This is a genomic window from Pseudolabrys taiwanensis, from assembly GCF_003367395.1.
In the GTDB taxonomy this organism is placed as follows: Bacteria; Pseudomonadota; Alphaproteobacteria; order Rhizobiales; family Xanthobacteraceae; genus Pseudolabrys; species Pseudolabrys taiwanensis.
In genome coordinates this window covers 2,252,458-2,274,049 of sequence record NZ_CP031417.1, presented here as the reverse complement: position 1 = coordinate 2,274,049, position 21,592 = coordinate 2,252,458, and the positions used below count along the sequence as shown (strand labels likewise).

Here is a 21,592-nt window from a genome sequence, read left to right as displayed (position 1 = left end):
AGAAAGGTCACGCGATGCCGCACGGCTGACTTCGTTCGAGTGTGGTGGCTTTGCGGACACATGCATCAGGGACGCTGATGTGCCGGATCGTTTGGCCTGATGCTTAAGCCGCCTAAGCCGCCCGTGCGCCTAGCAGGAACTCGACATTGCCGTCGCCGCCTTCGATCGGCGAGGGGATGACGCCGAGCACGTCCCAGCCGAGCGCCGCGACCACCGAGACAATGTCGTCGCAAACGGCTTGGCGTATCGCCGCATCGCGCACCACGCCCTTCTTCAGGGCGCTGCGGCCGGCCTCGAACTGAGGCTTGATCAGCGTCACCAGCTGCGCCGGTTTGTGTGCAAGTGCGAGAGCCGCCAGCAAAACCTGCTTTAGCGAAATGAAGCTGACATCGATGGTGACGAGATCCGGCACTTCAGCGAAACGGTCGGGTGACAGCGTGCGGATGTCGGTCTCCTCCAGCGAGATCACGTCGCCACGTACGCGCAGGCTTGCGTGCAATTGGCTGCGGCCGACGTCGACCGCATAGACGCGTGTGGCGCCGCGTTGCAGCAGCACATCGGTGAAGCCGCCCGTCGAGGCGCCGACATCGAGACAGATGCGGCCCTTCGGACCGAATTTGAAATGATCGAGTGCGGCGGCGAGCTTCAATCCGCCGCGTGAAACATAAGGATGAGCCGGGCTTGCGACGACATGCGCGTCGGTCGGTATCTCCTCGGATGGCTTACGCACGACAGTATCGTTCGCAAAGACGAGTCCAGCTTCGATCGCGGCTTGTGCTTTGGCGCGGCTTTCGAACAGTCCGCGTTCGACGAGCAGACGATCGGCGCGCATGCGCAACGTCATCGACGTTCTCTCGTCAAAAGAAGATGCATGTCGAATGCAGACCGGGAACTAGTTCCATGCAGGAAGGTTAGGCCATCGTTGAAGATAATCAAACCAACTGGGGAGCCTCATGGCACGGAAATACTCCAGGAGCGCGTCCAAGGACGTTGCGCGTACGTTGCGCAAGCGCAAGAAGGGCACGCTCAAGAGTGGACGCAGCGGCAAGAAGGTGAAGAGCCGGAAACAGGCGATCGCTATCGGCCTGTCGGAAGCGCGGCGCAAGGGCAAGAAAGTGCCGAGCCGCAAGAAGGGCCGGAAGAAGAGTAAGAAGAAGCGCCTCTGAGCGCGCTCCGCTGACGCGGAATCAAACCACTCTCCGCTCATTCCCGCGACAGCGGGATTTGAGCGGAGGTGGGAGAGATCTCTAAGCCAGTTTGACGGTCTCGGCCGAGATGTCCTTGCCGAGCGCTTCGAACACCTTGGCGACAATGCCCTTCGCGTCGAGCCCGGCCTGGGCATACATCGCCGCCGGCGAGTCCTGATCGATGAAGGTATCCGGCAGGACCATCGCCCGCACGCGCAGGCCGCCTTCCAGCGCGCCGCTTTCGGCCAGAGTCTGCAGTACGAAGGAGCCGAAGCCGCCGATCGAGCCTTCCTCGACGGTGATCAGCACTTCGTGCTCGCGCGCCAGCTTCAGCAGCAGATCGACGTCGAGCGGCTTGGCGAAGCGCGCATCGGCGACGGTCGTGGAAAGTCCAAGCGCGGCCAATTCATCGGCCGCCTTCAGACACTCGCCCAGCCGGGCGCCGAACGAGAACAGCGCCACCTTATGGCCTTCGCGCAGGACGCGGCCCTTGCCGATCTCGAGCGGCTTGCCTTCGTCGGGCATCGCCACGCCGAGGCCTTCGCCGCGCGGATAGCGCAGCGCGGAGGGGCGGTCGTCGAGCGCGACCTGCGTCGCCACCATGTGCACAAGCTCGGCCTCGTCGGCCGCCGCCATGATGACGAAGTTCGGCAGACAGCCGAGATAGGCGACATCGAACGAGCCGGCATGCGTCGGGCCATCGGCGCCGACGAGACCGGCGCGGTCGATGGCGAAGCGCACCGGCAGGTTCTGGATGGCGACGTCGTGCACGACCTGGTCGTATGCGCGCTGCAGGAAGGTCGAGTAGATGGCGCAGAACGGCTTGAAGCCTTCGGTCGCGAGGCCGGCGGCGAAGGTCACCGCGTGCTGTTCGGCGATGCCGACGTCGAAGGTGCGCTTGGGGAATTCCTTCTGGAACATATCGACGCCGGTGCCGGACGGCATGGCGGCCGTGATGGCGACGATCTTGTCGTCCTTCTTGGCTTCCTTGATCAGGCTTTCGCCGAACACCTTGGTGTATTGCGGCGCGCCGCCTTTCGATTTGGCCTGCGCACCGGTGGCGACGTCGAATTTGACGACGCCGTGATACTTGTCGGCCGACGCTTCAGCCGGCGCGTAGCCTTTGCCCTTCTGCGTCACCACATGGATGAGGATCGGCCCGATCTCGGCGTCGCGCACGTTGCGCAGCACCGGCAGGAGATGATCGAGATTGTGGCCGTCGATCGGCCCGACGTAATAGAAGCCGAGCTCTTCGAACAAGGTGCCGCCGGTGACGTAACCGCGTGCGTGCTCGACCGCGCGGGTAATTGCGCGATCCAGCCCCTTGGGCAGGTGGTTGGTGAGTTGCTTGCCGACATCGCGCAGCTTGAGATAGGTGCGGCCCGAGGCGAGCCGCGCGAGATAAGCCGACATCGCGCCGACCGGCGGCGCGATCGACATGTCGTTGTCGTTGAGAATGACGATCAGACGTTCGTTACGCGCGCCGGCATTGTTCATGGCTTCGTAGGCCATGCCGGCGGACATCGCGCCGTCGCCGATGACGGCGATGACGTTGTTGTTGCCGCCGGCGAGATCGCGCGCCACGGCCATGCCGAGCGCGGCGGAAATCGAGGTCGAGGAGTGCGCGGCGCCAAACGGATCGTATTCGCTCTCGGCCCGCTTGGTGAATCCGGACAGGCCGCCGCCCTGACGCAGGGTGCGGATGCGGTCGCGGCGTCCGGTCAGGATCTTGTGCGGATAGGCCTGGTGGCCGACGTCCCAGATCAGCCGGTCGGCCGGTGTGTCGAACACGTAGTGCAGCGCCACCGTGAGTTCCACGACGCCGAGGCCGGCGCCCAGATGGCCGCCCGTCTTGGCAACGGCGTTGACGGTTTCACTGCGCAACTCATCGGCGAGTTGCTTGAGCTGCTCAGCCGACAGGTTCTTCAGGTCCGCGGGAACGCGGACCCGGTCGAGCAACGGGGTTTTAGACATCTCGGGCACGAGCAACTCCGGAAATTGGCCTGAAAATGGCCTGCCGCCACCGGGGCGGCACTTGAGGCTTACACCACATCGCCACTTTTGAGCAATTCGACGTTGCGGGCCGCTCTGGTCCCCATTTTGGGCGCCATCGCGGCGATGACCCGGTCGGGTTCCGTCGCGCGGGTCAGGAGATCAAACGGTCCGCAACAAATCAGGTAGTAATCATATGCCGCGCCGAGCCGTTCGTTGGCGAGCAGAAATTGGAAATGAGCGCGGAAGAAGTGCCAACGGCGGCGCTCGAAGTCGTCCGACGCCCAGAGATCGCGGAAATTGACCGCCACGACGTGGGGGTTGCGGCGTTCGGGCCCCAAATCGATGCCGTGGTCGGCGACGGGGTCGAACGGCCAGAAATTCATGATGTCGTGGCGCGACTGGAAGTCGATCCAGTCGATCTGGTTGGAGGCGCCCAACCGGGCGATCTTGTCGCGGAACCAGCCCGCCGGTTTGTGAAAGCCGACAATCGGCAGATTGGCGCCGATGGTCAGGAGCCGTACCGCGGGACCCTGCCGACCGAGTGCCGGATCGCGGTTCAACGCCCTGTCGACGACGTCGACGGCAAGAAAGGAGCCGGACGAATGGCCGACGATCACCACTTCGTCGGCGCCGCTCGTCCGGACCGCGTCGACCACATATTCCGCGAACGTCTCCATCCGTTCTTCCCAATCCGGCCGCCGCCGATGTGCGTACTGGTAGGTGGAAGCCACGTCGTCGCAGAGGTAGAGCAGATAAGTCTGCGGGCCGGTGAGCCAGAGTGCGCTGGAAAAGACGGCGAATCCGGCGACCGCGCCGACAGCGACGCCGAGCCAGTGCGGAACGCCGAGGTTGGATGCGATTTCGTCGAGTGCGAGGCCGGTGACGACGCCCATCGCGATCCAGAAAGTCATCAGCACCATCGGGTAGAGCGTGAAGAGCCCAAAGCGCCAATGCGCGCGCATGATGCGGGCTACGACGCCATTCAGGATGGCGATGCCCAGCGCGTAGTACATCGCGGCGATCTTCCACCAAAACGGCCGCGCGAAATCCCTTCGGATGATGTCTTCCCACCGCAGGAACATGTAACGCGTGTCGACGCGCCAGTCTTCGCCGCCGGTCGATGCATTCCAGGTGGTGACGTGTCGGGCGGGATCGTTAGCGGGCTTGCCGACGTCGCCGCTTAAACCGTAGAGCGAGCAAGTTTCGCGATATTCGCGCCGGAATATCCGATAGTACTCCGCGAGGCCGCGCGGGTCGTAGCCTTGTACATAGATAATGAGCCGGCGTCCGACCTGCACGGCATCTCCTTTAATCGACGTCGAGCGGCTCGCTGCCAGAGGGCTTACCTGAAGCATCGAGCGTGATTTTTTCCACGCGCGCCTCTGCCTGCCGCAAAAGTTCCTCGCAACGCCCCTTCAACGCTTCGCCGCGTTCGTAGATGGCCACCGATTCCTCGAGCGGAACTTTGCCTTCCTCGAGCCGCTTGACGATCGATTCCAGTTCCTCGATCGCGCGCTCGAACGGCAGCTTTTTCACGTCAGTGTTGGTGTCGGCCATTTCAGTTCCCTGGAGGACAGAGTTCGCCAGTATATTAGGTCGGCGTGGGGGAGGGGCGGTAGAGTAGATTATCGGCCGCGGGCCTGCCGTCGCCAGCGCCACGCGACGACGGCCAGCACCAGCGCGCGCGGGGTGAGCCGCGGCAGCAGTGTCATGATCCGGTTCTCGGTGCCTGGTACGACGATGCGGTGTCCGCCCATGAAGCCTTCGTACCCCTCGCGTGCCACGCGGTCGGCGGGCCGGGCGAGGAACCGGGGGAAATAGTCGTGCGGCAGGCCGGCGCGATGGAAGAAGCCGGTTGGCACCGGCCCGGGACACAAAGCGCAGACTTTCACGCCATCGGCTTTCAGCTCGGTGTGCAGGGCTTCGGTGAGCGAGACGGTGTAAGCCTTGCTGGCGTGATAGACGGCCATGCCGGGCCCCGGCAGAAAACCGGCGATCGACGCCACGTTGAGAATACCACCTTTGTGGCGGACGATGCTGTCCAGAAAACGCAACGTCAGGTCGGTAAGTGCGCGGTTGTTGAGATCGACAATGGCGAGCTGGCGCGCCAGATCGAGCGCTGCCGCCTCGCCGAGCAGGCCGATCCCCGCATTGTTGACCAGGATCGAGACCTCGAGCCCGCGCGCGTGGATCGCCTCGGCGAGCTGACCTATGCCGTCAGGAGTACCGAGATCGGCGCTGATGACAGCGGGGCGCGCATGGCCTTCGGCGGCGATTTGATCCGCCAATCTGTTCAGTTCGTCTTCACGCCGCGCCACGAGCAGCAGCGGATGATTATGCCGGGCGAATTCGCGCGCGAGCGCTGCGCCGATGCCGGAGGAGGCGCCTGTGATCAGGCAGACGGGTGCCGCGGATGACATGACCAGATGAATGATCGACAATGCACCGGAATGCAATGAGGGGATCAGGCGCGTGGAGCTGAACGGCAAAATCATCCTGGTCACAGGGGCCGCCGGCGCGATCGGCAGCGCGATTGTCCGCTCCGTCAGGGCTGCGGGCGGCACCGCCATCGCCAGCGATCTGGTCGGTGCCGCGGGCGTCGACGCCACGCTCGACGTCACGAGTGAGACCCATTGGCAGGACGTCACCACCCGGATTGGCACGGAGCATGGCCGCCTCGACGGCTTGGTCAATGCCGCCGGTATCGCGGTGGTCGGCTCGATCGAGAAGACCGACTTCGCCACCTACCGGCGCGTCATGGCGATCAATCTCGACGGTACCTATCTCGGCTGTCACTACGCCTTTCCGCTGTTGCGCAAGAGAGGCGGCGCCATCGTCAATCTGTCTTCGGTACTCGGCTTGATCGGGGGGCCGAACCTCGCCGCCTACAGCGCTTCGAAAGGTGGCGTGTCGCTGCTGACCAAGTCGGTGGCGCTTGCCGGCGCGCGCTACCAGCCGCCGGTGCGCTGCAATGCCGTGTGTCCAGCTTTCATCGAAGGACCGATGGTCGATGGTATCGCGCAAAGCACACGCCACCCCGACACCGTGCGGCAGAAACTGGCGCTCGACATTCCGCTGCAGCGGCTCGGACAGCCGGAAGAGGTAGCCTCGCTCTGCGTCTATCTGTTGTCGGACGCGTCCGCTTATATCACCGGCGTCGATGTACCGATCGATGGTGGGCTGACGGCGAAGTAGCCTCTGTCACTCCGGGCCGCGAGCGCAGCGAGCGAGCCCGGAATCCATCATCCCAAACGTATCAATTCCACCGAAGTCACGCCGCATCACCACTGCCGCGGCGTTTGGGTTCGGGACACGGCGCTATACGACGCCCCAGAACGACAATTACCCCCGCATCAGCGCCGTGACGTGCGCCGCGACCGAGCGCGACAGGCCCTGCAGGTCGTAGCCGCCTTCCAGCACCGAGACGATGCGGCCGTTGCACGATGCGTCGGCCACTTCCATCAGCTTCTGCGTCACCCAGGTGAAGTCGGCTTCCACCAGATTGAGATTGGCGAGCGGATCGCGCGTGTGCGCGTCGAAGCCGGCGGAGATGATGAGAATGTCCGGCTTGAACTCGCGCAGCCGGGGAAGGATCGATTGTTCCATCGCCTGGCGGAACTGGTCGCCGCCGTCGCCGGCGCGCAAGGGCGCGTTGACGATGGTGTTGAAGGCACCGCGCTCGCTGACCGCGCCGGTGCCGGGATAAAGCGGCATCTCATGCGTCGAGCAGTACATCACGGTCTTGTCCGACCAGAAGATGTCCTGCGAGCCGTTGCCATGGTGCACGTCGAAATCGACGATGGCCGCGCGCTCGGCGCCGTATTTCTTCTGCGCATGGCGCGCGGCGATGGCGACGTTGTTGAAGAAGCAGAAGCCCATCGGCCGCGCCGTTTCCGCATGATGCCCGGGCGGGCGCACGGCGACGAAGGCATTTGGCACGCGGCCGCTCATCACCTCGTCGACGGCCATCACCGCGCCGCCGGCGCCGCGCAGCGCCGCCTCGAAGGTGCCGGGCGACATCGAGGTGTCGGCATCGAGCCGCACCATGCCTTCCGACGGAGAGGCGCGCCGGATCTCCTCGATATATTCCATCGGATGCGCGAGCGCGATGAACTCGGCTTCCGCCATCGGCGCCTGCTCGCGCGCGAGCGATTGGAAGCGTTCGTCCTCGAGCGCGCGCTCGATGGCGCGCAGACGGTCCGGCCGCTCGGGATGGCCGGCAGGCGTCAGGTGGTTGAGGCAGGCGGCGTGGGAGATGAGGAGCGTGGACATGGGGTTTATGTAGGACTTCGGTTGGTTCGCGTAAATGGCGAAGCGGTGCAACACGCTCTCTTCCCCTCTCCGGCAAGGGGAGAGGGTACTCGCGCAAGCGGCTACGCTTTCGCCTTGAAACTCACGCCGGGCGGCGGCGGGACATCGTCCGGCACGAAGAAATCCACTTGCAGCGGCTGGCTTGGATCGGCGCGGTATTGATCGAAATCGGTAACGCCTTCCGACGCCAGGAATGTGTCATCGATCAGGAAATTGCCGGTGAAGTCGGCCGGCTTCTGGAAAATGCGCCAGGCGGCTTCCGCCAGAATGTCCGGCGTGCGTGACATGCGCATCATGGTGTCGCCGCCGAGCAGGTTCTTGATCGCGGCGGTGGCGATGGTGGTGCGCGGCCAAAGCGCATTGACTGCGACCTTGCCGCGCATCTCACCGGCGAGGCCGAGCACGACGAGGCTCATGCCGAACTTGGCCATGGCATAGGCGGTGGCTGGCGCGAACCATTTCTCTTTCATGTCGAGCGGAGGCGAGAGCGTCAGGATGTGCGGATTCTTCGCCTTGGTCAGATACGGCAGCGCGTACTTCGAGACCATGAAAGTGCCGCGCGCGTTGATCTGATGCATCAGATCGAAGCGCTTCATGTCGGTCTGCGCCACCGGCGTGAGGCTGATGGCGCTGGCGTTGTTCACGACGATGTCGAGGCCGCCGAAGGTCTTCGCCGTTTTCTCGAGTGCATCCGCCACCGAAGCTTCATCGCGCACGTCGACTTGCAGCGGCAGTGCGCGACCGCCGGCCTTTTCGATCTCGGCGGCCGCGGTGTGGATGGTGCCTTCCAGCTTAGGGTGGGGCTCGGCGGTCTTGGCGGCGATGGCGACATTGGCGCCGTCGGCGGCGGCCTTCAGCGCGATGGCGAGGCCGATGCCGCGCGAGCCGCCGGTGATGAAGAGCGTCTTGCCTTTGAGGGACATCGGGCCTCCTAACTTTTTTCTGTCGTCCCCGTTTGCGCGGGGACGACATTTAATCAGCTAACGCCGCTTCTGCATTAGTGACGCTGTCGGCGCCCTCGGTCACCGTCCGCTCGAGTCCATTCGCCTGCACGGCGATGTTCTCGGCGAAGAACCGCGCCAACGCGGTTCGGCCTGCACCGTCGCCGGCGCGGAGAGCCGCCAGCGCCTGTTCGGCGAGCAGACAACCGCCGGCAGCGTTGCCGAACAGCCGGAGATAGGGCGTCGCGCCCGCGAGCGCGCTGGCCGAGCTCTTTTGCGCCAGCAGCCACTTCGTCGCTCGCTCGAGCGAGTCGATGGCCTCGCCAAGCCGCGCCGCGGTCTCGCCGAGGGCCGGCGAGTTGCTCTCGCGTACGGCGTTCACGGTCGCGCGTAACTCATCAAGATAAAGCGCGACCGTCTTGCCGCCTTCGAGGGGCAGCTTGCGGGTGACGAGATCAATCGCCTGAATGCCGTTGGTGCCTTCGTAGATCGCGGCAATGCGGGCATCGCGATAATGCTGCGCGGCGCCGGTCTCCTCGATGAAACCCATGCCGCCGTGCACCTGCACGCCGAGCGACGCGACCTCGATGCCGATGTCGGTGGCGAACGCCTTGGCGACGGGCGTGAGCAGCGAAGCGCGTTCGTGTGCGGCCTTGCGCGCCGCGTCATCCTTGCTGCGCAGTGAGCGGTCGAGCGCGACGGCGGTCGCATAGCAGATGGCGCGCGCGGCGCCGGTCAGGCCGCGCATGGTGAGCAACATGCGCTTCACATCGGGATAATTGAAGATGACGCCGCCGGCGCCCTGCTTGCGCTCTCGCGCGTAAGAAAATGCCTGCTGTAAGGCGCGCTCGGCAATCGCCACGCCCTGCAGGCCGACGGCGAGTCGCGCCCGGTTCATCATCGTGAACATGCAGAGCATGCCCTTGTTCTCTTCGCCGATGAGCCAGCCGACGGCGCCGCCGTTGTCGCCGTAGACCATGGTGCAGGTGGGCGAGGCGTGGATGCCCATCTTGTGCTCGACCGAATGCGCACGCACGTCGTTGCGCGTCCCGTCCGGCATCACCTTTGGCACAAGGAATAACGAGATGCCCTTGGTGCCGGCCGGCGCATCCGGCAGGCGGGCCAGCACGAAGTGAATGATATTGTCGGTGAGATCGTGCTCGCCATAGGTGATGAAGATCTTGGAGCCGGTGAGGCGATAGGTGCCGTCACCAACGCGTTCGGCCTTGGTGCGCAGCGCGCCGACGTCGGAGCCAGCCTGCGGCTCGGTCAACTGCATCGTGCCCATCCACTCGCCGCTGATGAGCTTGCCGAGATATCGGTCTTTCAGGTCGTCATTGCCGTAGGCATGCAGCGCGTCGATCGCCGCCATGGTCAGCACCGGCCCTATGCCGAAGGCCATCGAGGCTGCGTTCCACATCTCGATGCAGGCGGCGTTGACCGCGTGCGGCAGATCCTGGCCGCCGAAATCGGCGGGCGAGGCGAGGCCGTTCCAGCCGGCCGCGGCCCAGGAGGTGTAGGCCTCCTTCCAGCCGGGCGGCGTCGTGACGGTGCCGTCCTTGAACGGCGTGCCGAAAGTGTCGCCGAGGCGGTTGAGCGGGGCGATGACGTCGGAGGCGAACTTGCCGGCCTCCTCCAGGACGCTGTCGATGGTGGCTTCGTCGAGATCGCCGTAGAGGCCCTCGGCGATGGCTTTGTCCACGCCGGCGGCGTGCTTGAGAGCGAAGGCGATATCGGAGACGGGGGCGCGATATGTCATGCGAGGCAATCTAGCGGGGGGCCGCTTGTGGTCAATGCGAGGTGCCCGGCCGCCAAGGGGCGGCCGGCCTTCATGCCGCGGCGCACAGGCTGCAGGCGGCCGGGCGACGGCCGGCCGGTAAGACCTCTGTTTTTACTTGGGAAATTCCGGCGGGAAAGGGTCGCGCGGGCGTTGATCGGGGACGGCTTGGCGGCTATGGTCCGCGCCGCCGATATAACGAGTTGCGGGGACCACACCGCATATCGGCACGACGCCGAGATGCCCGACATTGTCGGGCGCGACCGGCACGGTCGGCATTGGGGCGTAGCCAAGTGGTAAGGCAGCGGATTTTGATTCCGCCATTCCCTGGTTCGAATCCAGGCGCCCCAGCCAGCCAGTCCTCCGCGCCCAATAGAAAAGAATTTCGGTTCCGGTTGCGCGCCGACGCACGGCGCTGCGGCAGACCCGGTCGCACAACGGCGCTCGCCGTGTCGCTCGCCTAGCAATCGTCGAGCGTAGCGACGCGTCCGCGTGCCGCGTTGTTCGACGCAGCGATTGCCTCTTGCGAACAGAACTCCCGGATGCGGCCGGTTCGCGCTTCGCATCGCCCAAGATGGGCAGCCTATCGTTCGAACATTGCTGTGGTCTGCACGGTGTGCCGAGTTCCATCCGCCGGCCGCGCACGCAGTTCAATTTCCACAATCGGCATTTGGTTTTGACGCAGTTCGGAACCCGCATGTGCTCCGCACAAGTTTAGCGCGATCGTCATTTTCAGTGCTTGCCCAAAGAAGGTGAGCGCAATTATACCGGAGAGTACGTATCATCGTACTCGCTTCGGCTTGCTCAAAGCCGGCGCGGCCATGGAAAAAATCGAGACGTCGGAATTGAAAGTATCCATCGCCTCCGAACAATCGAATGCGATGCTCTCGGCGCGAAACGGTGAAGCAATCGCGCCCGCCGCTCCTCTCGATGCGCCGTTCGAGCACACCTGTTGTGTGATGGCGGATCGAAGCGCCCACGATTTTGGCCGTCGCTCGCTCGAACTCCCGAGCGCTCTCGTCGCTGTGCGACGCAGACACGTGCGCGACGGCCATCACTTCAAATCATAACAAGCGGAATTCGGGGTGGCGGGGGCCATGGTGCTTAGAAGAAATTGTCGTAATCTCAAGCTGCTGCTGGGATCGACCGCGTTGACGCTGTTGGTCACGCAAGCTGTTGCAGGGCCGCGTGATTGGGGTGCCCTCCCTCAAGTACCGACCGCGGAAGCTTTCACCAAGGCATCGCCTGCGCGGGCGGCGAAGCGCGAGAAGGCGCTTCCGCCTGAGATCGTCAATGCGCTGAATCTCTCCGTGCGCGGCGGGAAGAATGCCGTGCTCGCCGGCGTGTTCGACGCCGTGTATCGCAACCCCAATCAGCGCGATCAGGTGATCGAATACGCGCGCGGCCTGGCTCCTGGTCTTGCACGGGATTTAACCACCGCGGCCGACCTGGGCGTCCTCACCACCGGACACAGGCTGGCGCTCGCGCCCAACGCGCCGCAGGTCATGACGGCGCGCAATGCCACGAGCGGCATCGGGGCCTCGGCCTATGCCGCACCGGTCATGGCGCCGACGGCGAACAACCCGTCGCCCAATCTTCCGCTCAGCGCCTCGACCTTCGCCCAGACCTGGAACCTCGACCTGATCGGCGCCAACACGGCCTATGGCCGCGGCTTTACCGGCAAGGACGCCAGCAACAATCCGGTTTACGTCGCGGTCGGCGACACCGGCTTCGACGTCAACAATAACGCGCTGCGCAACAAGCTCGATCTCTCGCGCGCGATGAACTACATCCTCGTCAATCCGGGGGACACTTACGACCCGACCGACGTCGGCGTGGAAAGCCCGGATGCGAAAGACCAGCACGGGTCGCACGTCGCTGGCCTCATCGCGGCGGAAAAATTCGACAACGTGGCGACCCACGGCGTCGCTTATGACGCCAAGGTGGTGCCCATCCGTGTGATCAGCGCCGGCAAGGATGGCGGCGCGCCCAACGCGGCGCCGGCGCCGGGATTCAGCACGGTCGACGCCCTGAACTACTTCACGTCGCTCAGCAACGTGATGGTTTACAATGCCAGCTACGGGCCGAGCCTGCCCGAGGGCACGCCGCCGCAGGCGATATGGAGCGTTTCACCCTATTCGGCCGATGAGGCCGAGGCAGCTGGCAACGCCCTCAAGGCCGGAAAAATCATCGTCGCCGCCGCCGGCAACGACCGTAGAGAGCATCCAGAGGCCGGCCAAAATCCATCGGGGCTCGCGCTTTATCCCTTCATTCGCCCAGAACATCTCGATGCCGGCGTCTATCACGACTACAACAGCTACCTGAATTATTCTTCACTGCTCGCCGAGCCCGGCATCATCATCGGTGTGATGTCCATCGGCATAAAGGAGACCAGCCCAGGAAGCGGGGTCTGGCTTAAGCAGCCGGCTTATTATTCGAACTACTGCGGCGTGACCGCGAGCTGGTGCGTGGCCGCACCTGGCGGCGACGCCGAAACGGATGGCGGCGTCTACTCAACCGTGCCTTACGACAACTACGCGCCCTTGCAGGGCACCTCGATGGCGGCGCCGACCGTATCGGGCGCCATTGCGGTGCTGATCGGGGCTTATCCCGATTACAATGCGCGCGACCTCGCACGCCTTCTCTTCTCCACCACCGAGGATCTCGGCGCGGCCGGCCTCGACGCGATTTACGGCTACGGCCTCATCCGGCTCGACCGTGCTACCGACGGACCGACGACTTTGGCCGCTAATTGGACGGAGACGGTTCCGACCGACACCACCGTCTATTGGAGCCAGCCGCTCACGACCTCCGGCGGGTTCAACAAGGACGGCGATGGCATTCTCACCATCGCGGGCCGCACCACCGCCCCCGGCAATGTCTCCGTGTTCGGTGGCACGCTCGCCGTCGACGGTACGTTGAGCGTGATCGGCAACGGCCATGCACTGACCGTCGATCGGGGCGGGACGCTCGCCGGTATCGGTGAGATCAACGGCGCGACGACGATCGCCGGCACGCTTTCGCCAGGCAAGATGCCGAACGTGACGGACCTCATCGCCAATGGCGCCATCGCGCCGGGCACGCCCGTGGTCGGCAACTCGGCGGGCATGCTCACCTTCAACGACAGCGTCACGCTGACCTCGACGGCAACGACCCGCATCGACATCGACGGCACGCTGATCGTACCGGGTGGCCCGGGCACTTACGACCGCATCATCGTCACCGGTCCGGGCAATGCGTTCAACGCCAATGGCGCGCTCACGCCGATCCTGCGCGACAGCGTCGGCACGCCGAGCAATTACACACCCTTGATCGGCACGCGCTTCATGTTCGTCGAAGCGACATACGGCGCGCACACCGCGGGCGCCTTCACCTCGCTGGCGCAGCCGGACGGGCTTCCGGTCAACGGCCGCTTCGATGTTATTTACGCGCCGACCTCGATCACGCTGGCGGTGACGCCGCTGAGTTTCGCGAGCCTGACGGCCGGATCGCTCGACCGGAACCAGCAGAGCGTTGCGAGCGTGCTCGATGCGAACCGCCCGGATGCCGGCGCGGTGCCGAACGGCGCCGCGAAGGCGCTGTATGACGCGCTGTATACGCTGTCGTCACCCGAATCCTACAGCTCGGCTCTTAGTCAGTTGAGCGGTCCAAGCCAGCCCGCGGTCACCAGCGCAGCGGCGACGGCCTTCACGGGCTTCATGGGCTCGCTCGCCGACCGTCAGAACGCCTTGATGCTGGGCGCGGGCGATGCGCAGGAAGCGTCGTCGCAGTCGGTCGCTTTTTCCTATGCCAGCAACACACCGAGCGCCGAAGCACGGCAAGCTGCCGATGCCTTTGCCAGCGCCATGCCGGTTGCGCCGTCGAAGGAGGGGTGGGGCGTGTGGGGCCAGGCCTTCGGCCGATGGAGTTCGGTCGGGGATAATGGCGGCCTGCAGGGCTCGAAGAGCCGCAGCGGCGGTTTCACGCTCGGCGCCGACAGGTTGTTGGCGGATGACCTGGTCGGCGGCCTGGCGATGGGCTTTACCCGCACCACCACCGACGCGCAGAGCGGCAACGGTACATCCAACAGCTACTCCGGCGCGATCTATGCGAGCTGGACGCCGGGCCGTGCGGTCATCGACATGCGGGCCGCTCTCGGTCAAACACAGATGCAGACGTCGCGCATGACGGATCTGACCGCGGGCACCATCAACGGCAACACCCAAGGCTGGGGCGGCGGTCTTGGCATCGAGGCTGGCTATCTCATTCCGTTCGCGCACTTCACGATGAAGCCTTACGCCGGCATCGCTTGGCAAGGTTTGCGCCTCAACGGCTATAGCGAGACGCAGCAACCGTTTGGCCTGACTTATCCGGCGCAGAGCTTCGAAAAGCTCACCACGACGGTCGGCGCATCCTTCAGCGCCATGACTCATGTCGCGGGCGGCGTTACGCTCATGCCAGAACTCAAGCTGGGCTGGGCGCACGACCTGCGCGACACGACACTGGTGAGCCAGGCGGCGCTGCTCGACAATGCCTTCTACGTCAACGCCGCCGAGCCGGGCCGTGACGCCGCCTTGGTCGGACTCAAGCTGGCCGGCTGGACGCGCGAGAATCTGCGGCTTTTCGTGGCCTATAACGGCGAGTTCCGTTCCAACGCGACGAGCCACCAGTTTTCGGGGGGCGGTCGATTCACGTGGTGAGGTGCTGCCCGGTCCCGTGCAGCTTCGTATCTTGCGCCGCGGCGCTCAATGTCGCCTAACGCCAAGGCGCCGCCAGACTGTGTTTTTTGACACATTGGGCGTCACAGCATTCACCGGCATTTCGGTGCAGGCAGCCGTCTCGGTACATGTGTATGGGTCGCCGGCCGGTTCATCGCGTCCTTGCTCCTTGCGCAGGACTTCGTTGGGAACCCATCGGCGCCTTGCGGTTTGGTTGCACGTGGTACTTGGCAAAAAATGCGGAAGGAAAATGCCAGGTGACCGCGGACGAGGAGGTTAGTCGAATGCGTAAGCCGCTGACCAAACGGTGGTCCGATGGGGATATAGCTGAGCTGCGACAACTCTATTCGCGGCAGCTGCCGCTTTGGCGTATCGCGGCGCGGCTGAGACGCCCTCAGAAATCGGTCAGAGGCAAGCTGCAGGAGCTGCGCGGTTCGATAAGCCGTCCGGCGTTGTCCGAGAGCGGTGTGCTCACCATGCATGATGCTACGCCTGAAAAAGGCGACCCGCGCTGACTGGCGGTTTGGCGCGTTTGCACTCTGAGAGGCGTCTTAAGCTTTCAGACGCCGCCAATCCGCCGTCCGTGGACGGCCGCCAAGTAAGGCGCGCGATTCGTTTGCGCCAACGTGGCGCGCAATTCGCGAATGCTCATTCGCACGTCTTCGATGGCGTCGGAGAGGGAGCCGATCCGAGTCGACACGATGGTCACCGACTCCCGAAGATTGGACGGCAAGTGCTTGATCGTGTCGTCCAGCGTCGCGAACAGGATCTCAAAACACGGCGAGCGATCGGAATTGCAGACTTCGAGCCGCCAGACGCGAGATGCCGCCTCGTTATTCCGCATAAGTTCGCGCACGATCGTTTCCGCATGGGTGCGGGCGGCCGCTTCGTTGTCGAACTCGTTTCCGTCGAAGTCTCGCAGCAGCGAACGACCGGTTCTCAGATTAAAGAAATAGCGGGGCATGGTCGGACCACGATGGCTCTGTGGCTTCAGTATGGCGTCAATCTAGAAAATGTTTCAATCACAATTCGGTGCCGGGTTCTGCAGCCGCGTATGCGTGGCACGCCGGATCGTCTCAATGTCATCGATCCGCACGATTGCGTCGCGAACGATGCCGGTCTCCTTTTGGTATTCTTTTACTCGTCGCTCCCAGTCGGTCGCGACCAGCGTCTGGTGCCTCTGTCGGGCGTCCTTCTCTAGTTTGCCGGCGACCGCCGCTCGCTCTTCGAGGGCCCGCAAGGCTACGGCAAGCGCGCGACGCAGGCTTTCGTCGAGCGCAAGACTCATCAAATCGGCCGTGTAGGCGCTGCAACTGCAGCACCGATAGCGCGAAGGATTGCCTTCATCGATTTTCGTCAGGGGGGCGTGACAGGCGGGGCAGGAAAGCAACGACCGGCGCCTGAACTCGCCGGTTTGCTGCATACTGGCCCGTCCTGTGCGAGCGACTTCGACTTCGTACGGGAGGAGCTTCGAGATCGGCCGCGTGTCGCCAGCCGGCTGCCGTACGAGCCTGTCCAGAAGCTGCGGCATGTGCGCAAGCGGCACCACATGATCGGCGCTGACGCGGTCGAGTGCTTTGAGGGGCATATCGGAGAAAGCGGCGTCCTTTGGGTCCTGCACCACGGTCACGCCGCCGCATTCGGCGATCGAACATAGTCCGGAAGCGCCGTCGTCCAGGGTTCCCGTCAGGACGACGCCAACCGTCCGCGCCGCACAACACAAGGCCGCCGAGCGCAACATAGGATCGATCGCTGGACGGGCATTGCTCTCCCGTGGCCCATGTCCCAGCCGCACCCGGTCGTCGTCGATCAGCAAATGACGATCGGCCGGCGCGACATACATCGCTCCGTTTCTGATAAGCTCTCCGTCTTCGGCGAATTTGGTCGGCAACTGCCCCGCGCTGTTCAGCAACTCATCCAAGACGGACTCGCCATGGCTGGGCAGATGGATTGTCACGAGAACCGCTGCGGGAAGATCGGCATCGAGCTTCGATACGAGAAATCGAAGCGCCTCCACGCCGCCGGCGGACGTGCCAATCGCGAGGATATTTCGGTTACCCATCGGCGTTCTCCGCACCCCTTGAGAGGACAATTCGCCAAGCGAGATAGCGGTTCGAGTTCCCCTGAAAGCAACGCCAAGAAAGGTTTGTCAGTCCATGGGGCGAGTACTATGGTGCTGATATCGGGGCATTTTCTGCGGAATGAGAGCGTATGGCTGAGACAGGCGGTGGCGCTTCGACGCAGCCACGGAACGATAACGGTCGTCCAGTCATGGTGGCGATGGGGGCGTCCGCCGGTGGTCTGCGCGCCCTTCAAGCGTTCTTTGCGGCGCTTCCCGCCAATACAGGTGCGGCTTTCGTGGTTGTCACGCACCTCGATCCCGAGCGGCACAGCCAATTGCCCGAACTGTTATCCGCTCGCACCAGCATGACCGTCGTGTCCGTCGAACGTCGGATGAAGGTCGAGCCGAACCACGTCTATGTCATCCCGCCTGACCGTAGTCTACGGATTGTCGATCATGAGATCGAACCGATCGAGTTCGCGGAGCCGCGGGGCAAACGCGCGCCTATCGACGCCTTCTTCCGTTCGGTGTCCGAACGGCTCGGCGACGGCTTTGCGGTCATTCTAAGTGGTGCCAATTCAGATGGCGCCCTCGGCGTGCGAGCCGTCAAGGAAACGGGTGGTATCATTCTCGTGCAGGATCCGGCCGAGGCCGATCATGCGACCATGCCGCGCAGCGCCATTGCGACCGGTATCGTCGATTTTGTTCTGCCCGTACGCGAGCTCAGCGCGCGTCTCGCGGATTTAATCAGGCTGAAGCAGAGCGGGCCCTTTGCGGACGGGCCGAAGGTCGACGAGGAGTTGGTGCACCGGATCATGGCACACCTGCGCATCCGCACCGGTCACGATTTCTCGAAGTACAAGCGCTCGACCGTTCTACGCCGGATCGTCCGCCGGATGCAGGTGACGCGCACTGACGATTTGAAAGCCTATTACGATCACATGAGGGAGAACGCGGAGGAGGCTAATGCGCTCCTCGCCGACCTCCTGATCTCCGTGACGGGTTTCTTTCGTGACGCCGAAGCGTTCGAGGTGCTGCGGAAGTTGGCGCTTCCGCAGTTGTTCGACGCCAATGCCGGGGAGCCGATCCGCGTCTGGGTTGCCGGCTGCGCAACCGGCGAAGAGGCCTACAGCATTGCCATGTTGCTGTTGGAAGAGGCGAGCCGCCGCGAATTGCGACCTCCCATTCAGGTCTTCGGCTCGGATCTTGACGGTCGGGCTCTCACCATCGCGCGGGAAGGGCGCTATCCAGCAGCCATCGAAACCGACGTCAACGACGAGCGGCTAAGGCGCTTTTTCGTCAACGAGGGGGACGGCTACCGCGTGCGCCAGGAATTGCGCGACGTGGTGCTGTTTGCCGTGCATGATCTCCTCAAAGATCCGCCGTTCTCGCGCGTCGATCTGATCTCTTGTCGCAATGTTATGATCTATCTGGACCGTGAGCTGCAGGAGCAGGTCTGCGGGACATTCCACTACGCGCTCAATCCCGGAGGCTTCCTGTTTCTGGGGTCGTCGGAGACCGCCGAGAACCCGCCGGGCCTGTTTCGCAGCTTAGATCGCAGCGCGCGCGTTTACCAATCGACCGCTCATGCGGGCGAAAAACCAAGGCTGCTACCGCGCTTGCTCGGTCCGGTACGGATCAGAGAGCAAATCGGCCAACTGGCGCGGGGGATGACGCCGTCGGCGGCACTGAGCGATGCGGCCATGCACCGCCGGGCGATCGAGCGCGTGGCGCCGCCCAGCATTTTGGTCGACGAAAATCACCGCGTCATCCATCTGTCGGACCATGCCGGGCGTTATCTTTTGCCGTCCGGTGGGCCTTTGAGCGGCGATGTCGTCGATCTGGTTCGGCCCGAGCTGCGCTTCGAGTTGCGTTCCGCGCTACACCGGTTGTTCGAGCAGCATCTGCCGACGTTGAGTTTGCCTATTCACGTTCGCTTCAATGGCAGCACCAAACGCGTGTTGCTTCAGATCAAAGCGACGGAAGAGGAAGAGGCAAACCGCACGGCCATCGTCATGTTCGTCGAGGGGGACGAGGTCGAAGAAGGCGGCGCTTCGGCGGACCATCGGTCGACCAACGAGACGGTGCGGCGTCTGATGCAAGAGTTGGAGCTGACCCAGGCGCGGCTGCGGACCGTGCGTGAGGAGTCGGACGCCGCCAACGAAGAGCTGCGCGCCGCCAACGAAGAGCTGCAGTCGATCAACGAGGAGTACCGCTCGACGTCCGAAGAGCTGGAGACGAGCAAGGAGGAGTTGCAGTCGATCAACGAGGAACTGCAGACCGTCAACAGCGAGTTGAAACTGAAGCTCGAGGCCATTTCACGGGCGCATAGCGACCTGCAAAATCTCATGGCCGCGACGGATTTCGGTACGCTGTTTCTCGATTCACGCTTGCACATCAAGCGTTTTACCGAGCGGGTGACCGAGCTTTTCTCCATCAAGCCGGCCGACGAGGGAAGGCCGGTCACCGATTTCGCGCACCAGCTTCAGTATGACGATCTGATCAAAGACGTGCGGGCGGTGTTGTCGGACCTGGCGCCGGTGCGGCGTGAGATTCATAGCCGGGCGGGGAAGTGGTACGACGTGCGCATTCGGCCCTATCGTACTGTGGACGATAAGATCGACGGCGTCGTGATTACATTCGTCGACGTCACCGAACGTCGTGACGTCGAGGAGGCGCTGCGCGAAAGCGAGCTGCGCCTGCGGCAGCAGAAACAGCTCGTCGATCTGTCTCGCGACCCGATCTTCGTATGGGATTTCGACGGCGGCATTCTCGAATGGAACAAAGGCTGCGAAGTGCTTTACGGCTACAGCCGCGCCGAGGCGCTCGGAAAGGACAAAGAACGGCTATTGAAGACCGTGGTGCCAGGCGCGACTTTCGATGAACTTCGCGCGCGCCTGCTTCGTGACGGCAACTGGTCCGGCGAGTTGCGGCAGACCGTCAAGGACGGCCGGCAGATCACGGTCGAAAGCATCATTCAGCTCGAGGCCATGGATGGCCGCCGCTTTGTGCTGGAAAGCACGCGCGATATCAGCGAGCGCAAGGGGTGGGACGAGCGCCAGGATATGCTCCTCAGGGAGCTCAAGCACCGCGTCAAGAACATCCTCACCGTGGTCGGCGCGGTCGCAAACCAGGCCTCGCGCGAAGCCCAATCGACAAAGGAATTCCTCGATACCTTCCGCGGCGGCCTAAGCGCGCTTTCGAGCGCCCACGACCTCCTTGTGCAATCCGATTGGGAGGGTGCGGACCTGGAGGTGTTGGCACGCAGGCAGCTCGAGCCTTACATGTCGAAAGTGAAAGATCGTCTGACGGTGCGCGGCGAAGCTGTGCTTCTGCCGCCGGCCATGGCGACGCCGTTCAGCTTGGTTCTGCACGAACTGACCGTCAACGCCGCCAAATACGGCGCGCTCTCGGTCGCCAATGGCCGCATAGAGGTCAGTTGGACGGTCACGCCTCGGGATGGAGCCAATCACCTCTCGCTTGTTTGGCGGGAGAGTGGCGGCCCCACGCTGGGCGATGTCGAGAAGATGGGCGCGGGAAGTGCGCTGTTGAACCAGGCGATCCCCGGCGCGACCGTGAAGCGGACGTTCGAAAAGACGGGGCTCGTCTGCACGGTGGACGTGAACCTGCGGAACGCCATTTAGAACCGAGCTGCTCGTGCGATCGGCGCACTAGCAGTTGGCAGCCGCGGCGACGTTGCTGCCGTCGGCGGCTGCGGCGACACCAAACGACCTGTTCTTTCGCTACCCCTTGCGGGCGGGCGCCAGCGCGAAGTCGAAGTTGAGTGTGTGGTAATCCTTGTCCATCGTCTTGCCGTCGGGCGCGGTGCCGGGACGATGGTGGATGAAATCGGCGATGAGTGTGTCTTTCACGCCAAACACGGCATCGCTGTCGAGATACTGGTCGCCATTGACGAAGACATGCGTGGCGATTTTCTCGTAGCCGGGCGCCTCGATCATGAAATGTACGTGGGCGGGACGCCACGGGTGACGCGCCTGCACGGTCAGCATATCGCCGACCGGGCCGTCGTAAGGGATCGGATAGGCCGCGGGTTTGATCGTCCAGAAGTTGAAATCCCCATTCTGGTCGGTGCGGAAGCGGGCGCGGCCCGACAGGCCACCAACCTTCTCGATCTGTTGCACGTCGTAGTAGCCGTCGTCGTCCGAATGCCAGACATCGACGATGGCGTTGTCCAAAGGTTTGCCGTCGAGCGAGGTGACGCGCCCCGTCACGTAGAGCGGATCTCCCTTCATGCCGCCGTGAATGTCGGCGCCGAGCGGATACTCCGGCGGGTTGGGCACGTAGAACGGGCCGAGCACCGTCGTCTCCGTGCTGCCGGAGGTGCCGTGATTGATGGCATCGACCAGCATCGATACGCCGAGCGTATCCGACAACAGCACGAACTCCTGCCGATTGCCATCGCACTTCTGACCGGTGCGCGTGAGGAAGTCGATCGCCGCGGCCCATTCCGCATCGGTCACGCGTACATCGCGGACGAAATCGTGCAGATGGCGCACGAGCGAGGTGAAAATCTGCTTCAGGCGCGGATCGGGCGTGTTCTTGATGCGGTCGAGCACCGCGTCGGTGATCGTGTTCTCGTTGAAGTTTCGCATGGCGTTTCC

Annotated in this window: 17 protein-coding genes and 1 tRNA gene; 7 read left to right on the top strand and 11 right to left on the bottom strand. The window is 63.7% G+C overall.

The window, feature by feature from the left end; genetic code table 11:
• Positions 1-112 precede the first annotated feature (112 nt).
• Positions 113-844, bottom strand: a complete 732-nt coding sequence (locus tag DW352_RS10885; protein ID WP_115691138.1) for a TlyA family RNA methyltransferase — start codon at positions 842-844, stop codon at positions 113-115.
• Positions 845-953: 109 nt separating this feature from the next.
• On the opposite strand from DW352_RS10885, the gene DW352_RS10880 reads away from it, so the two are divergent.
• Positions 954-1,166, top strand: a complete 213-nt coding sequence (locus DW352_RS10880) for a DUF6496 domain-containing protein (RefSeq protein WP_115691136.1) — start codon at positions 954-956, stop codon at positions 1,164-1,166.
• A gap of 81 nt (positions 1,167-1,247) precedes the next feature.
• On the opposite strand, the gene dxs is transcribed toward DW352_RS10880, so the two are convergent.
• From dxs to DW352_RS10860, 4 genes are all read right to left on the bottom strand, one after another.
• The gene (gene dxs, locus DW352_RS10875; RefSeq protein WP_115694358.1) at positions 1,248-3,161 is read right to left on the bottom strand and encodes a 1-deoxy-D-xylulose-5-phosphate synthase; all 1,914 of its coding nucleotides are present in this window, start codon (positions 3,159-3,161) and stop codon (positions 1,248-1,250) included.
• Positions 3,162-3,229: 68 nt separating this feature from the next.
• On the bottom strand, positions 3,230-4,480 hold the full coding sequence (locus tag DW352_RS10870; protein WP_115691134.1) for an alpha/beta hydrolase: 1,251 nt from the start codon (positions 4,478-4,480) through the stop codon (positions 3,230-3,232).
• A 10-nt stretch (positions 4,481-4,490) separates the two neighbouring features.
• Positions 4,491-4,739 (bottom strand): exodeoxyribonuclease VII small subunit, encoded by a 249-nt coding sequence (locus DW352_RS10865; RefSeq protein ID WP_115691132.1) that lies wholly within the window; start codon positions 4,737-4,739, stop codon positions 4,491-4,493.
• Positions 4,740-4,807: 68 nt separating this feature from the next.
• Complete coding sequence (locus DW352_RS10860) at positions 4,808-5,602, bottom strand: SDR family NAD(P)-dependent oxidoreductase (RefSeq protein ID WP_115691130.1); 795 nt, start codon at positions 5,600-5,602, stop codon at positions 4,808-4,810.
• A 52-nt stretch (positions 5,603-5,654) separates the two neighbouring features.
• On the opposite strand from DW352_RS10860, the gene DW352_RS10855 reads away from it, so the two are divergent.
• On the top strand, positions 5,655-6,377 hold the full coding sequence (locus DW352_RS10855) for an SDR family NAD(P)-dependent oxidoreductase (RefSeq protein ID WP_162826907.1): 723 nt from the start codon (positions 5,655-5,657) through the stop codon (positions 6,375-6,377).
• A gap of 147 nt (positions 6,378-6,524) precedes the next feature.
• On the opposite strand, the gene DW352_RS10850 is transcribed toward DW352_RS10855, so the two are convergent.
• The 3 genes from DW352_RS10850 to DW352_RS10840 form a co-directional block, all read right to left on the bottom strand.
• Positions 6,525-7,454, bottom strand: a complete 930-nt coding sequence (locus tag DW352_RS10850) for a histone deacetylase family protein (RefSeq protein ID WP_115691126.1) — start codon at positions 7,452-7,454, stop codon at positions 6,525-6,527.
• Positions 7,455-7,555: 101 nt separating this feature from the next.
• Entirely contained in the window at positions 7,556-8,416 is an 861-nt protein-coding gene (locus DW352_RS10845; protein ID WP_115691124.1) for an SDR family oxidoreductase, read from the bottom strand.
• A gap of 49 nt (positions 8,417-8,465) precedes the next feature.
• A complete protein-coding gene (locus DW352_RS10840; RefSeq protein WP_115691122.1) occupies positions 8,466-10,193 on the bottom strand; it encodes an acyl-CoA dehydrogenase family protein in 1,728 nt (575 codons plus the stop codon).
• 297 nt (positions 10,194-10,490) lie between these two features.
• Here DW352_RS10840 and DW352_RS10835 point away from each other — a divergent pair.
• The 4 genes from DW352_RS10835 (at position 10,491) to DW352_RS26765 (ending at position 15,423) form a co-directional block, all read left to right on the top strand.
• Positions 10,491-10,565, top strand: a tRNA-Gln gene (locus DW352_RS10835).
• A 467-nt stretch (positions 10,566-11,032) separates the two neighbouring features.
• A complete protein-coding gene (locus tag DW352_RS10830) occupies positions 11,033-11,281 on the top strand; it encodes a hypothetical protein (RefSeq protein ID WP_162826906.1) in 249 nt (82 codons plus the stop codon).
• Positions 11,282-11,308: 27 nt separating this feature from the next.
• Positions 11,309-14,890, top strand: coding sequence for an autotransporter domain-containing protein (locus DW352_RS10825; RefSeq protein WP_115691117.1), 3,582 nt, complete (start codon positions 11,309-11,311; stop codon positions 14,888-14,890).
• Positions 14,891-15,192: 302 nt separating this feature from the next.
• Entirely contained in the window at positions 15,193-15,423 is a 231-nt protein-coding gene (locus DW352_RS26765; protein WP_162826905.1) for a hypothetical protein, read from the top strand.
• Positions 15,424-15,467: 44 nt separating this feature from the next.
• Here the strand turns inward: DW352_RS26765 and DW352_RS10820 are convergent, their stop codons facing one another.
• Positions 15,468-15,872 (bottom strand): DUF6894 family protein, encoded by a 405-nt coding sequence (locus DW352_RS10820; protein ID WP_115691115.1) that lies wholly within the window; start codon positions 15,870-15,872, stop codon positions 15,468-15,470.
• A gap of 54 nt (positions 15,873-15,926) precedes the next feature.
• Entirely contained in the window at positions 15,927-16,970 is a 1,044-nt protein-coding gene (locus DW352_RS10815) for a chemotaxis protein CheB (RefSeq protein ID WP_115691113.1), read from the bottom strand.
• Positions 16,971-17,119: 149 nt separating this feature from the next.
• On the opposite strand from DW352_RS10815, the gene DW352_RS10810 reads away from it, so the two are divergent.
• The gene (locus tag DW352_RS10810; RefSeq protein ID WP_115691111.1) at positions 17,120-20,614 is read left to right on the top strand and encodes a chemotaxis protein CheB; all 3,495 of its coding nucleotides are present in this window, start codon (positions 17,120-17,122) and stop codon (positions 20,612-20,614) included.
• A 99-nt stretch (positions 20,615-20,713) separates the two neighbouring features.
• Here DW352_RS10810 and DW352_RS10805 read toward each other — a convergent pair whose 3' ends face one another.
• The gene (locus DW352_RS10805; protein WP_115691109.1) at positions 20,714-21,583 is read right to left on the bottom strand and encodes an intradiol ring-cleavage dioxygenase; all 870 of its coding nucleotides are present in this window, start codon (positions 21,581-21,583) and stop codon (positions 20,714-20,716) included.
• Positions 21,584-21,592: the final 9 nt, after the last annotated feature.